We start from the raw sequence: 12,830 nt of genomic DNA, 5'->3' as shown, positions 1-12,830 counted from the left end.
CCATTGGACTCTAAATCATCGCAGGGAAAGTGAGAAAAGCGCGGTAATAAAGGGAAGAGAGCATATTCAGCATTGAAAAGAAACTTGCATCCGATCACCCGTTCTGATATAGTATTATGGTGCGAGTTAGACTCGCTCCTTGCTCTCAACAGAGATTGAGGGCCGAAGTCCATAAGGAGGTGAAACATATGCGCAAATATGAAGTGATGTACATTATTCGTCCTGACATTGAACAAGAAGCTGTTCAAGCTGCAGTCGATAAATTCCAAGGCATCATCTCCAACGGCGGAGAAATTACAAAGCATGACGTAATGGGTAAACGCCGTCTTGCGTATGAGATCAAGAAATTCCGTGATGGCGTATTCGTTCTGGTAAACTTCAACGCAACACCTGAAGTTGTAGCTGAACTTGAGCGTCTCATGAAGATTTCTGACGAAGTTATTCGTTATCTCATCACGAACGACGTTGCTTAATACGTAAAAAAACTTTGTAATTGATTTCGTTCTAAGGAGGGGATTGGATTGTTGAACCGTGTCATTTTGATTGGCCGACTGACTAAGGATCCCGAGCTGCGATATACTCCTTCAGGTGTTGCTGTAACGCAATTTACACTTGCTGTTGATCGTCCGTTTACTGGACAAGGCGGGGAGCGCGAAGCGGATTTCATTCCGGTCGTGACCTGGAGACAGCTTGCGGAGACTTGTGCAAACTATCTGCGTAAAGGCCGTCTGACGGCTGTAGAAGGGCGTATTCAAGTGCGGAATTACGAGAATAACGAAGGTAAGCGTGTATACGTCACCGAAGTCATTGCCGATAATGTTCGCTTCTTGGAGTCAAACCGTGAAACAAGCGGTGGCGGAGGAAATCGTGAGGAATCATCGTTTAGCGGAGGAAGCAACAGCAATAGCAGTGGCGGAAACCGTGGGAACAATAACAACTCGCGAAACAACAATCAGGATCCTTTTTCCGATGAAGGAAAACCGATCGATATTTCGGATGATGATTTGCCATTTTAATACGGAAAGGACTGACAACACATGGCTTTTAAACAAAGAGAAGGCGGAGACAACGACAAAAGACCGGCACGCCGTGGCGGCCGCAACAAGCGTCGTAAAGTATGTTTCTTCACTGTGAACAAAATTACTCACATTGACTATAAAGATACAGACCTGCTCAAGAAATTCATCAGCGAGCGCGGAAAAATCTTGCCTCGTCGTGTAACAGGTACTAGCGCTAAATATCAGCGTGCCCTGACGATAGCGATCAAACGCTCCCGTCAAATCGCATTGCTTCCATACACAACTGAGTAATCATTTGTGTCAGAGCGGTCCAGCCTAACTTATAGGCTGGACCGCTTTTTATTATGGAAGAGTACAGGATGGTTTCGAGGAGGGATGTGATGAGAGTTGTTAAAGACGAAAGTCTTACAAGTTACAATCCAGGCTTACCTCACAGGTGTGAAAGCTCAGCACGTGATGCGGAAATTATTGATTTTGGGATGAATCAGGGTTATCCAAATGTTGGGATATACAATGTCTCCACAGAAGAACCGTGTCTCCCCAGAGTGTACACTAAGAAGGAAAAGCAGCTACCGAGAAACACAAGCCTAGTGTAAAGCTTTCCAGTTTTAAAGCCCTGAAACCATGTCTGCTTTAAATGGACAGTGTCTATTGTAAGCAATACATTTTATAAGATAACTGGAGTACTCTTGTAAGAATTAAAAATAGGATTATGAAGGCGAAAAAAAGAAATCTGAAAAAATTCCTTCTATTATATATAGGTATGTATCGGCTCATCAAATGAGAGCTGGGAAGATCACAAAATTGAAAATAAAGTACCACCAAAACAGTGCCTCACCAAAGAGAGGATTATAGGCAGATCCCAAGCTTACCTGATCGAAGATGATGTCTATCGTATACAAACATGATATCAGAACATTGGTACGACAGAGCGTAAAGAAAATTTAATAATGTGATTACATAAAACTTGCAGAAACCTTTCAATTATATAATGTCCACTCCAGGGATACAAGCGTACAAGTAGTGGAAGCTCCATGTTGTTAGTCTTATTATGCATATTCCGCCTCCATTATCCAAACGATAAAGGAAAAAGGAGGTAGTTGTATGTGCAGACGATTCTCGCTGTCCGCTGGGATCGATGAAGTGAATCAACGCTTTGGCATCAATCGGGTAATGTATTACTACAAAAGCCGATACAACATTAGCCCTACTCAAACCATGCCGGTCATTGTACAGGAACAGGGAGAGCGGGTGCTCGACGAGTATCGGTGGGGGCTAGTGCCCTATTGGGGTAAAGATGCGGTCAATGCTGATATTACAACGGTTGATCAAAATCCCACTTACCGTAGAGCGATTGATACAAGACGCTGTGTGATCCCTTGTAACGGTTTATATTACTGGAGAACGGTTGGCAAAAGGAGTTATGCGGTACGGACCGTTATCGGAGATCATGAAATATTTGGTATGGCCGGTCTATACGAGACATGGCGAGATGCAAGAGGAAATGAAATGAGAACATGTACGGTTCTAATGACAGAGGCTAATGAAGCGATTCGAGAGTTCGAAACCCGAATGCCGGCGATTTTGTCTGAGGAAAATATGGCAAAGTGGCTGGATCCGGAAATCCAAGGAAGACATGCTGTGCATCCGCTGCTGCATACTTATCGCGGACAGATGCGAATGTATCCGGTGACGCCGTTAGTGGCTGACGATACGCATGATCAACGGCAGTGCATTGAAGAGATGGATTTAAAACTCGCTTGGGTAAAGAATCTGTAGTTCGCAAGTATGAAAGAGCAAGGTTGATTTATCTGACATGAAATTCAACGTGAAAGCAATCCGGATCACAGTCCCGGATTGCTTTTTTTAAGCGTTAACGCTGTAGGAGGCTAAACTATGAATAAGTAGAACCACAAAATACGTCATCTAATAACGAATTGAAGCATATCGTAAGGATAATATATTACATAAAAATGGTTTCTAGTTATATTCAGGGTAGACCAACTCAAGTTGTGTTAAATTAAGTAACATACACATTACCTAATAGACCGAAAAATTAATGAACAGAATTCAATTCCGAAGTATATGTGATTTAATATTACATGATCGCTGCAAAACCATGAACGAATATAGTTATAAATTGTAAATAAATCTTGATATTACATACATTTTCAGTAAACTAAGGATATCCAACGGAGATAAACTTAATTATTAACCTCGAAAATGACGTTAAAAACATGATTTTTGAGAAAAATGAAAAAAAGTAATTGACGTTACCTAAATTTACACGTATCATAACATTAATTTTATAGGCAAGAAGATTTTGCTAGAGACTTTGGCACTAATTGACCAATGGTATATTTTCTGTAAAACTTTCAATTTATTTCACATCATGCAATGACATCAATACCGAAATTATTTAAGGATGATTTCAATATTCGTCCTGATAATTTATATTGCAACAACATTTTTTAAGAGGAGGATTCGCATGAAGAAAAGAATGTCACTCCTGCTTGCAATCATGCTTTTAGCCATGACGGTATTGGCAGCATGTGGAGGCGGAGGAACAGCAGAACAGCCAAGTCAAGGGGAGCAAACGGAGCAAACACCACCAGCTGAAGGCGACAAAGATACTACAGAACCGCCTGCTGAAACTGGAGACGAAAGCCAAGGTTACTTCGAAGCAACTGATCCATCTAAGAATCCAACAGCTGCTAAAAATCGTAAAGATACACTGATCGTTGGTATGACTTCACCAAAAGGTGTTTTCAACCCGTTCTTCTGGCAAACAGCATATGATAAATATGTTGTAGAAGCAATTTTCGATTCTTTCTTCACGTTGAACGGTGATGGAACGTATTCGAACCGTTTGGCAGAAAGCGTTGAAGTTTCCGAGGATAAATTAAAGTATACGTTTAAATTGAAACAGGGTGTAACTTATTCAGATGGCACACCTGTAACAGTAAAAGATTATGCATTTGCGATGAAAGTTCTTCATGATGCTAGCTATGACGGTCAATCTGATATCTTCTCGACACATGTAAAAGGTGGTCAAGAGTATCATGATGGTAAAGCAACGGACATCTCTGGTGTTAAAGTTATCGATGACCACACCATCGAGATTGAAGTAACTGAAGCAAACGCTATGACGAAGGATTCTCTAGGAGACATTTCTTTCGTACCAGAAGCATACTACGGTAAAGATTACAAACAAGGCAACCTGGAGTACATGAAGAACCTGCATACTAAACCAATCGGTAGCGGTCAGTATGTACTGAAGAGCTTCGCTCCTGGTCAAGAGGTTGTATTGGAAGCTAACCCGAACTACTTCCTGGGGGCTCCGAAAATCAAAAACGTAATTTACAAAACAACTACTGATGAAACTAAACTGGCCATGTTCCAATCCGGTGAAATCGATATGGATATGGTTACCGTTAACGAAGATACCGTAGAAGAGTTGAAATCCATGGGCTTCTTGGATATCAATATCTTCCCAACAAATGGGTACGGTTACGTTGCCATGAACCATAAAAATCCTAAGTTCCAAGATCCGAAAGTTCGTCAAGCATTATTATACGGTTTGAACCGTGCAGAAATCGTTGAAATTATCTATGGTCCTTATGCTAACGTAATCAACATTCCACAGTCGAATGTATCATGGGCATATACTACTGAAGGTATTGACCCACATGATTTCGACATCGAGAAAGCGAAGCAGCTTCTTGATGAAGCAGGCTGGGTTCCAGGTGCTGACGGCATCCGCGAGAAAGACGGCAAGAAATTTGAGCTTCACTTCTCTGCAACAGCTGATAACCCGGTTGTAGATGCTTTGATTCCGGTAATGAATCAGAACTACCAAGAGCTTGGCATTAAGATCATTGCAGAAACATTAGACTTCAATGCGATCATGGATAAGAAGGATAAAGGCGATTTCGAAATGTTCTTTGCTGCATGGGGCTTGACTCCAGATCCAGAATCTACTGTATACCGTACGGATGGACAGCAAAATGATATCGGATACTCCAATCCTGCTTATGATGCAGCAATGGATAAAGGTCTGAAAGCCTTCGATCTTGAAGAGCGTAAAGCAGCATATGCAGAAGCATATCAAGTGCTGAATCAAGACGTTCCGGATCTCCCGATTTACCAAAGACGTGATATGTGGGGTATCAACAGCCGAGTTAAAGGCATGGAAATCACTCCATACAAAAACTTCGTGCTTGATCTTTACAAAGTCGAACTTGAACAATAACAGCAGGAAACATATGCTCAGCTCGCAAGAGCTGGGCATATCCACTTATAAGCCGGGAGGAATATTATGAAGCAGTACATTATCCGGAGGCTGCTGCAGATTATCCCGACAATGATCGGGATCTCGATTCTCATATTTGCAATATCAGCAATGGTGCCAGGTGATTATATCACTGCAATGGATAACCCGACGATGACTGCTGAGAAAGCAGCTCAGCTTCGGGAAATTTATGGTTTGGATAAGCCGCCGGTGGAGCGTTACTTCACATGGGCTGGCAATATGTTAAAGGGTAATCTCGGAGATTCCCTTCAGCACAAACAACCGGTTACCACCGTTATGGGTAACTATGTATGGAACTCTGTTTTTATTGCTGTTTTTTCGTTGATATTTAGCTGGATAATCGCTATCTTTGCAGGGGTATTCTCGGCTAAATTTCAGTATTCATTGTTTGATAAGATCGTAACCTTATTTATCTTTTTGTGTATGTCACTGCCTTCCTTCTTTATCGGACTCCTTCTTATCAAGATTTTTGCCTTGGATTTAGGATGGTTTCCGGTTGGTGGTATGAAAACTTCAGGCTTGAATGGAAACACATGGCAGCAACTGATTGACATCGCATGGCATATGTTCTTGCCAGTGACTGTACTTACAATGCTAAGCACAGGCAGCTTGACACGGTATTTCCGTACAAGCATGCTGGAAGTTATCCGTCAGGATTATATCCGCACAGCCCGTGCAAAAGGATTGAAGGAACGTACGGTTATTTTCAAGCATGCTTTGCGTAATGCAATGCTTCCTGCGATCACTTTGATGGGTTTCGAGTTGCCAGGCTTATTTGGTGGAGCCATCATTTTGGAAAAGATATTCATTTGGCCTGGGGTTGGCCAGGTATATCTGGAATCGATCAATATGCGGGACTACCCGTTTATGCTCGGCTTCACGGTATTTATTTCCGTATTGACATTGCTAGGTAACTTGTTATCTGATGTCCTGTATGGCGCCGCTGACCCAAGAATTCGCTTAAAGTAGGAGGAGATTCATTTGTCCGCAGAGGCTGCACCATTAAAAACGAATCTACCAGTATCGAAGAAGCAGCCGGATTCTCCATGGAGAATGGCCATTCGCCGTTTTTCCAGAAACCGTCTTGCTGTCATCGGACTTTTCATAATTGTATTTATGTTTTTGCTGTGTTTTATTGGCCCGGTATTTTCACCATATTCCCTATTTGATTACAGTGTGGCTGATAAGAATTTGCCTCCAAGCTCGAAGTATTGGTTAGGAACCGATAAACTGGGGCGCGATATTCTCCTGCGCATGATGCTTGCAGGCAGGATTTCCCTCACAGTTGGACTGGTAGCGACAGGTATTTCCATTATTATCGGTTCTACCCTTGGAGCATTGGCAGGGTTTTACCGTAAATGGGTAGATACGCTGATTATGCGTATGGCCGACATCTTTATGGCATTGCCCACGCTCCCAATCCTCATCATCTTGGGTGCGGTATTGTCTGATTTGAAGGTAGATCCCTCCAAACGCATCTATTTCTTGATGCTTATCATTGGTATATTGGGTTGGAGCAGTATTTCCCGTCTCGTACGTGGTCAAATATTGGGGCTCCGTGAACAGGAATTTATGCAAGCAACGGAAGCCTTGGGACTTAAAGATCGTCGAAAAATCTTCCGTCATCTGCTTCCTAACACGATTCCAATCATCATTGTATCTGCAACGCTTGGTGTAGCGGGAGCTATCCTGTTTGAATCGGCATTGAGTTTCCTAGGGGTCGGGGTTGTTCCGCCAACACCATCGTGGGGGAATATGATTTCTGCGGCAAACAACTTGATTGATTTCCGGAAGAGACCATGGCTATGGATTCCGCCAGGCATGTGTATTCTTGTTACCGTAGTTGCGATTAACTTGATCGGTGACGGGCTTCGCGACGCACTTGACCCGAAAATGAAGAAGTAGGAGAGGCGAATATGGCAAAAGAATTAGTTGAATTCCGCAATTTAAAAACGCATTTTCAAACCTCCGCAGGCACCGTGAAAGCCGTCGACGATGTCAGCTTCAAAATCCGTGAAGGTGAAACACTGTGCGTGGTGGGCGAGTCGGGCTGTGGTAAAAGCGTAACAGCCATGTCTCTTATGCGTTTAATCGATACACCTCCAGTAGGAGGAGAAATTCTATATGAAGGCAAGGACTTGCTGAAGATGAGCAAGCGCGAGATGAGCTTGATTCGCGGCAACGATATCGCCATGATCTTCCAAGAGCCAATGACCTCACTGAACCCGGTATTAACGATTGGGGAGCAGATTGTAGAACCCATTGTGTTACACCAGCTCGTAAACCGTAAAGAGGCTAAACAACGTGCCATCGAACTCATCAATCTGGTAGGAATACCGCGTGCGGAGAAGATTTTTGACTCCTATCCGCATGAGCTCAGCGGTGGTATGCGCCAACGGATTATGATCGCGATAGCACTTAGCTGTAATCCTAAACTCCTGATTGCAGATGAGCCAACAACTGCGCTGGACGTTACGATCCAGGCCCAGATTTTGGATCTGATGCGTGACATCAAAGGGAAAATGAATACATCCATTATGCTGATTACGCATGACCTGGGTGTCGTAGCCGAAATGGCTGATTACGTTGTTGTTATGTATGCAGGAAAAGTCATTGAAGAAGCTCCGGTAATTGAGCTCTTCAAGCAGCCGAAGCATCCATATACCAAAGGGCTTTTGAAAGCTAAGCCCATCATTAACCAGACCCAAGAACGTCTGTATTCGATTCCGGGACAGGTACCCAATCCGGTAGATCTTGGAGACAACTGTCATTTCCATGATCGCTGTGAATCATGCATGCAGATTTGTAGAGAGAAGACACCTCCGCTCGGTACGGATCCTAACGGCCATAAGGTCGCTTGCTGGTTGTATGAAGAGGAGGGGAAAGCGTAATGAGTCAAGCATTGATCGAAATTGATGGTTTGAAGAAATACTTTCCCATCACCGGCGGCATACTGCAGCGGACTGTGGGTAATGTAAGAGCAGTTGACGGAGTCAGCTTCACCATCAACAAAGGGGAATCCTTTGGGCTTGTAGGTGAATCCGGCTGCGGCAAAAGCACCATTGGCCGAACCATTCTCCGTTTGTTGGAGAAAACGGAAGGTAAAGTTATCTTTAATGGTCAAGATATCCATACATTGTCCAAAGAGAAGATGCGTGCACTCCGTCCGAAGATGCAGATCGTGTTCCAGGATCCATTCAGTTCCCTGAACCCAAGAATCAAGGTTGGCGAAGCGATCGGCGAAGCACTCATTGACCATGGCTTAGTTAACCGTAGGGATCTTAAGGATCGCGTTATTGAAACACTTGAGATTTGCGGCCTTGCTGCCTATCATTATGATCGTTATCCGCATGAATTCTCCGGTGGACAGCGTCAACGGATCGGGATTGCCCGCGCGTTGATTCTGAATCCAGACTTTATCGTAGCGGATGAGCCGGTATCTGCACTGGACGTATCGATTCAAGCGCAAATCATCAACTTGCTTAGTGACTTGCAGCGCGAGAAACAGTTGACCTACTTGTTCATTTCTCATGATCTCAGTGTTGTAGAGCATCTGTGCAACCGAATTGGGGTAATGTATCTAGGATCGATGGTAGAAATGGCTAGCAAGGAAGAACTGTTCCGCAATCCTCTGCACCCTTATACGAAGGCATTGTTGTCGGCAGTTCCGGTACCGGATCCAACGCTGAAGCGCGAGCGGATTGTACTGCAAGGCGACATTCCGAGCCCGGCGAATCCGCCATCAGGCTGCAAGTTCCATACTCGCTGTCCACTGGCTTCAGAACTATGCAAGCAGGAGATTCCAGAGTATCGTGATATGGGTAATAACCACTTCGTTGCTTGTCACTACGCTTAATATGACTCTTCACATTTAAGTTTTCTGACAGCAATTAGAACATGTATTAGATAAACAGATTCATAGGGGGACTTCCTCCGTCTACGGACGGAAGGGGGTCTCTCTTTTATTTTCGAGTGACTAATCGACCGCATTTACAAAAATTTCTAAATAAAATTTCTGAAAAAAAGCAGACCAAAAGAGCCTTTCAACCGTCTATAACTATGGAGGGCTAATTCTATGAGAAAACGGTGGCTTTGGTTCGTCATGATGTTGTTAATTATCGTCCCGATTGGGGCGGTTGTCATAGGAAATATAGAACGAGCGGGGTTTAAACCGAAGGTGGACGCGCGAGCGGTTGTCTTGATGGATTTAAACACCGGGCGTATTTTGCTCAGCAAAAATGGCGATGTACCTTTACCGCCTGCAAGCATGTCCAAGTTGATGACCGAGTTGGTTATTCTTGATGATATCAAAACCGGGAACAGATCCTGGGACGATGAAGTCAAAATAAGCGATCTCGCAACGGACGTCAGAGGAGTTAAGATTGCCCTGAAATCGGGTGAAATTCTGACGGTGCGCGAATTGTTCCAGAGCATAACGGTTTATTCGGCGAATGATGCCGCCGTAGCACTTGCCGAGCATTTTGCGGGCTCTGAGGAAGCGTTTGTCCGAAAAATGAATGCCAAAGCAAAAGAGATTGGTTTATCCAGCGCGACACGATTCGTGAACGCGTCAGGAGTCGAGCGAGACACAGGTAGCGATCAAGCCTGGCCATTGGATGGAGAAACAGTGATGACCGCAGAGGATACGGCCAAACTGGCAGCGCATTTGATTCGCAGCCACCCGGATATTCTTAGCACCTCCAGCAAGACCCAAACCAAGATCAGTGGACGCAATTTATATTTAAGCAACACCAATTGGATGCTGCCATCGGTAGGAGGCCCTTATTCCTATGAAGGCACGGACGGCTTAAAAACAGGGTACACGGTCAATGCAGGATACTGCTTCACGGGTACCGCGGAGAAACAAGGCAGTCGGCTTGTTGCCGTTGTCATGGGTACCGAGTCTAAAGAAGCAAGATTCGAAGAGACACGCAAGCTGTTTGACTACGGATTTGCTAAAACGTTAACATGGAGAGAGCGACTGGATGACTGGTTTCAATATTCAGGAGTCACAGCCGCTCTTACGTATGATAAGAGACCCGTTTAGCGGATCGTTGAAGATTTGGTAGATTTATAGAACTGCCCGTGAAGGGTTCACATTTGACAATAATCTGGTTTACAATAGATGATGTGTTGAAACTGGCCTACTGATATGAAGTGAGTCAACGGGAAGAGTTCCCGTTTAATAAGGAGAGGAGGGTGAGCCAAGTAGCTTGGGGTGCAAGCAAGGACCTTTAACGATCTGACTTATCCATTAAATTATTTTATAATAAAGAAGGAATCGAACTCATGAAGAGGAAATCAATATATATTACTCTCGCTTTGGTCATACTGCTGGGCTCCACCGCGTTTCTGTTCAGAACGCAGCTTGCGGTTGTAGCATTTGATCTGTTTATGGCAAAAGATGTAGAGGAATCATTGCAGAAATCGTATAAACCGCTCCAGAGCGACAAGACCCCTGAACCTGTAGTACTCCAGAGCGAACCGTTCTCCGTTATGCTGCTTGGGAGTGACCAGCGGGAGGATGAACCTGCGCGTTCGGATACGTTGATCTATGCGGTTGTGCGTCCCATGGAGTCCAAAGTGCTCTTAATATCGGTTCCAAGGGACACGTATGTCGATATTATCGGTAAGGACAAGAAAGACAAGATTAACCACGCGTTTGCATTTGGCGGACATCAAATGGCCAAAGATACGATGGAGGCATTTTTCGAGGAAGAACTTAATTATTATGCTTCCATTAATTTTAAGGGCTTGAAGAATGTTGTTGATGCCATCGGGGGCGTGGAGCTGCCGATCGGCAAGGATATCGTCAATAAAGGCAGAGACCATGAGAAATTCACGATTGAAGCTAACAAACCGATTTATAACGGCGAGGAAGCTTTGAATTATGTCCGATATCGGGAAGATAGCGACTTTAATCGTGCGAAGAGACAACAAGTGTTTTTGGACGTAGCGGCCAAGCGGGTGATGAAGCTTGATCAGATCGGCAAGGTGCCTGAACTTATTGAGATCATGGGAGATAATTTCCAGACCGATATGCAGCCTAAATTCATTATTGACCTGGCGAAGCAGATGCTGACCGGGGGCAAAGTGGATATGACCAGCTTTACAATCATGGGGGAAGGCATGAAAATTGGCGGCGTCTATTACAACGAGCCCGACATGGATGATGTGCAGGAAGCTCGGGATTTAATTGACAACTGGATGAATCCGGATACACCGGCTGACCAGCTGCTGCAGCCCAAAGATGCAGAGAAGCAAAAGTTGAAATAAATATACACCGGTATACCCGGATGAATGTCATAGTACGTTGCTTCATCTCAATCAGCAGTCGGATGGCTGCTGATTTTGTGCCCTATACAAGGAATCAGAACGACGAAGTTAACGTATGTATGAGTATGGATAGGGGAAGGAGTAACCTGCATACCTAGGCTTTAAATCAGGAAGGTTACTTAACATGACTTCAGAAGTTGGAGTCATAAGGAGGATAATGCATTATGAATATCGCTTTTTTTCTATTACCGAAGCAGGAAGTGATCTGTTTAACACTGGATTCTACGCTCAGGCAGACGCTGGAACGGATGGAGTTTCACCGATACACGGCTGTGCCCGTACTGGATAAGAACGGACAGTACGCAGGGACTGTAACGGAAGGTGATCTGTTGTGGCATATGAAAAATTCGGATGGAAAAATCACTTTTGAGAATGCTTCGAAATTTTTATTGAAGGATGTTCCTTTTCGTATGGATATTAAACCGGTGTCGATTGACGCCCGGATGGAGGATCTGATTAATCTGGCCAAGGTGCAGAACTTTGTGCCTGTGGTGGACGATATGAACCGCTTTATCGGCATTGTACGCAGAAGCCTTATCATTGAGTATTGTGAACGGTTTGTCTCCAAGGAGACGATGGAGTCCCACGGGGCATCATAATCAAGTAGATTTGTGAATAAACAAGGGCGTGGGACCACGATGACAATGTGGGTAACACGTCCTATTTTTATAGAAGCGAGGCAGCAGTGAAAGAGCGGGGAGGAATAACCGGGGCCCGATTGGAGTACAAAGAGAAGGTAGGTTATCTCTATCCGCTGGTTCTAAGGATGGACAGGGTGCATGGGCCTTTGTGTGGGCGGCTTTTTTTTATGCTATAATGGAGAATAAAGCTGTTTTCAGGGAGAGATGGATATGCCAAATATGCCGAAGGACTTGGATGTAGCTAAACGCGCCAAAGTGATTGAATGGCTCAAAACCGAAGTAATTGACAATGTATCCCGGTTATTCAAAGCTCTATGGGAAGGCAGCACTACAAAGGTTGGAGACAGTTTGGCAAGCCTGATGATGAGCTCATACATACTGGGCCGAAGGCTCGGCTTGACCTATCGGGATTTGGACGATCTCTTGTTAGAGAAATTGAAAAAGCATAAGCAGGAAGGACATCAACTGGAAGATTGGTACCAGGATATTTCCGCGCTCGAAGAACATTTACGTAAGAGGTGA

General features: G+C 44.3%; 13 protein-coding genes. All 13 read left to right on the top strand.

Features of this window, described 5'->3' with window-relative positions; translation table 11 throughout:
* Positions 1-188 precede the first annotated feature (188 nt).
* The 13 genes from rpsF (at position 189) to ACOZB4_RS32310 (ending at position 12,830) form a co-directional block, all read left to right on the top strand.
* On the top strand, positions 189-473 hold the full coding sequence (gene rpsF / locus ACOZB4_RS32370) for a 30S ribosomal protein S6 (protein WP_036640509.1): 285 nt from the start codon (positions 189-191) through the stop codon (positions 471-473).
* A 48-nt stretch (positions 474-521) separates the two neighbouring features.
* Entirely contained in the window at positions 522-1,016 is a 495-nt protein-coding gene (gene ssb, locus ACOZB4_RS32365) for a single-stranded DNA-binding protein (RefSeq protein ID WP_076326285.1), read from the top strand.
* Positions 1,017-1,037: 21 nt separating this feature from the next.
* The gene (gene rpsR, locus ACOZB4_RS32360; protein WP_006207333.1) at positions 1,038-1,310 is read left to right on the top strand and encodes a 30S ribosomal protein S18; all 273 of its coding nucleotides are present in this window, start codon (positions 1,038-1,040) and stop codon (positions 1,308-1,310) included.
* Between the two features lie 813 nt (positions 1,311-2,123).
* Entirely contained in the window at positions 2,124-2,798 is a 675-nt protein-coding gene (locus ACOZB4_RS32355; protein ID WP_379411920.1) for an SOS response-associated peptidase, read from the top strand.
* 709 nt (positions 2,799-3,507) lie between these two features.
* On the top strand, positions 3,508-5,271 hold the full coding sequence (locus tag ACOZB4_RS32350; protein WP_379411908.1) for an ABC transporter substrate-binding protein: 1,764 nt from the start codon (positions 3,508-3,510) through the stop codon (positions 5,269-5,271).
* Between the two features lie 66 nt (positions 5,272-5,337).
* The gene (locus ACOZB4_RS32345; RefSeq protein WP_339269139.1) at positions 5,338-6,300 is read left to right on the top strand and encodes an ABC transporter permease; all 963 of its coding nucleotides are present in this window, start codon (positions 5,338-5,340) and stop codon (positions 6,298-6,300) included.
* Positions 6,301-6,312: 12 nt separating this feature from the next.
* Positions 6,313-7,236 (top strand): oligopeptide ABC transporter permease, encoded by a 924-nt coding sequence (gene opp4C, locus ACOZB4_RS32340; protein WP_379411898.1) that lies wholly within the window; start codon positions 6,313-6,315, stop codon positions 7,234-7,236.
* Between the two features lie 11 nt (positions 7,237-7,247).
* Positions 7,248-8,222, top strand: coding sequence for an ABC transporter ATP-binding protein (locus tag ACOZB4_RS32335; RefSeq protein ID WP_098749590.1), 975 nt, complete (start codon positions 7,248-7,250; stop codon positions 8,220-8,222).
* Positions 8,222-9,187, top strand: a complete 966-nt coding sequence (locus ACOZB4_RS32330) for an ABC transporter ATP-binding protein (protein ID WP_076326277.1) — start codon at positions 8,222-8,224, stop codon at positions 9,185-9,187. The genes ACOZB4_RS32335 and ACOZB4_RS32330 overlap by 1 nt, the downstream gene beginning before the upstream one ends.
* Before the next feature lie 219 nt (positions 9,188-9,406).
* Positions 9,407-10,378: a D-alanyl-D-alanine carboxypeptidase family protein gene (locus ACOZB4_RS32325; protein ID WP_098749588.1), complete on the top strand. Its 972-nt coding sequence runs from the start codon at positions 9,407-9,409 to the stop codon at positions 10,376-10,378.
* Positions 10,379-10,620: 242 nt separating this feature from the next.
* Positions 10,621-11,607, top strand: coding sequence for an LCP family protein (locus ACOZB4_RS32320; protein ID WP_076326275.1), 987 nt, complete (start codon positions 10,621-10,623; stop codon positions 11,605-11,607).
* Between the two features lie 224 nt (positions 11,608-11,831).
* Positions 11,832-12,266, top strand: coding sequence for a CBS domain-containing protein (locus tag ACOZB4_RS32315; protein ID WP_076326274.1), 435 nt, complete (start codon positions 11,832-11,834; stop codon positions 12,264-12,266).
* Positions 12,267-12,527: 261 nt separating this feature from the next.
* Entirely contained in the window at positions 12,528-12,830 is a 303-nt protein-coding gene (locus tag ACOZB4_RS32310; RefSeq protein WP_179090743.1) for a MazG-like family protein, read from the top strand.

It is taken from the genome of Paenibacillus sp. NPDC058898 (genome assembly GCF_049316025.1).
Classification (GTDB): domain Bacteria; phylum Bacillota; class Bacilli; order Paenibacillales; family Paenibacillaceae; genus Paenibacillus_AQ.
Note: the sequence above shows the minus strand (reverse complement) of the source record. Positions and strands in the feature narration are given on the sequence as shown.

What these genes read in the sequence shown, in the direction of transcription:
- rpsF (WP_036640509.1), top strand. Translation starts at nt 189, where the DNA reads ATGCGCAAATATGAAGTGATGTACATTATTCGTCCTGACATTGAACAA.
- rpsR (WP_006207333.1), top strand. Translation starts at nt 1,038, where the DNA reads ATGGCTTTTAAACAAAGAGAAGGCGGAGACAACGACAAAAGACCGGCA.
- ACOZB4_RS32355 (WP_379411920.1), top strand. Translation starts at nt 2,124, where the DNA reads ATGTGCAGACGATTCTCGCTGTCCGCTGGGATCGATGAAGTGAATCAA.
- ACOZB4_RS32350 (WP_379411908.1), top strand. Translation starts at nt 3,508, where the DNA reads ATGAAGAAAAGAATGTCACTCCTGCTTGCAATCATGCTTTTAGCCATG.
- ACOZB4_RS32345 (WP_339269139.1), top strand. Translation starts at nt 5,338, where the DNA reads ATGAAGCAGTACATTATCCGGAGGCTGCTGCAGATTATCCCGACAATG.
- ACOZB4_RS32335 (WP_098749590.1), top strand. Translation starts at nt 7,248, where the DNA reads ATGGCAAAAGAATTAGTTGAATTCCGCAATTTAAAAACGCATTTTCAA.
- ACOZB4_RS32330 (WP_076326277.1), top strand. Translation starts at nt 8,222, where the DNA reads ATGAGTCAAGCATTGATCGAAATTGATGGTTTGAAGAAATACTTTCCC.
- ACOZB4_RS32325 (WP_098749588.1), top strand. Translation starts at nt 9,407, where the DNA reads ATGAGAAAACGGTGGCTTTGGTTCGTCATGATGTTGTTAATTATCGTC.
- ACOZB4_RS32320 (WP_076326275.1), top strand. Translation starts at nt 10,621, where the DNA reads ATGAAGAGGAAATCAATATATATTACTCTCGCTTTGGTCATACTGCTG.
- ACOZB4_RS32315 (WP_076326274.1), top strand. Translation starts at nt 11,832, where the DNA reads ATGAATATCGCTTTTTTTCTATTACCGAAGCAGGAAGTGATCTGTTTA.
- ACOZB4_RS32310 (WP_179090743.1), top strand. Translation starts at nt 12,528, where the DNA reads ATGCCGAAGGACTTGGATGTAGCTAAACGCGCCAAAGTGATTGAATGG.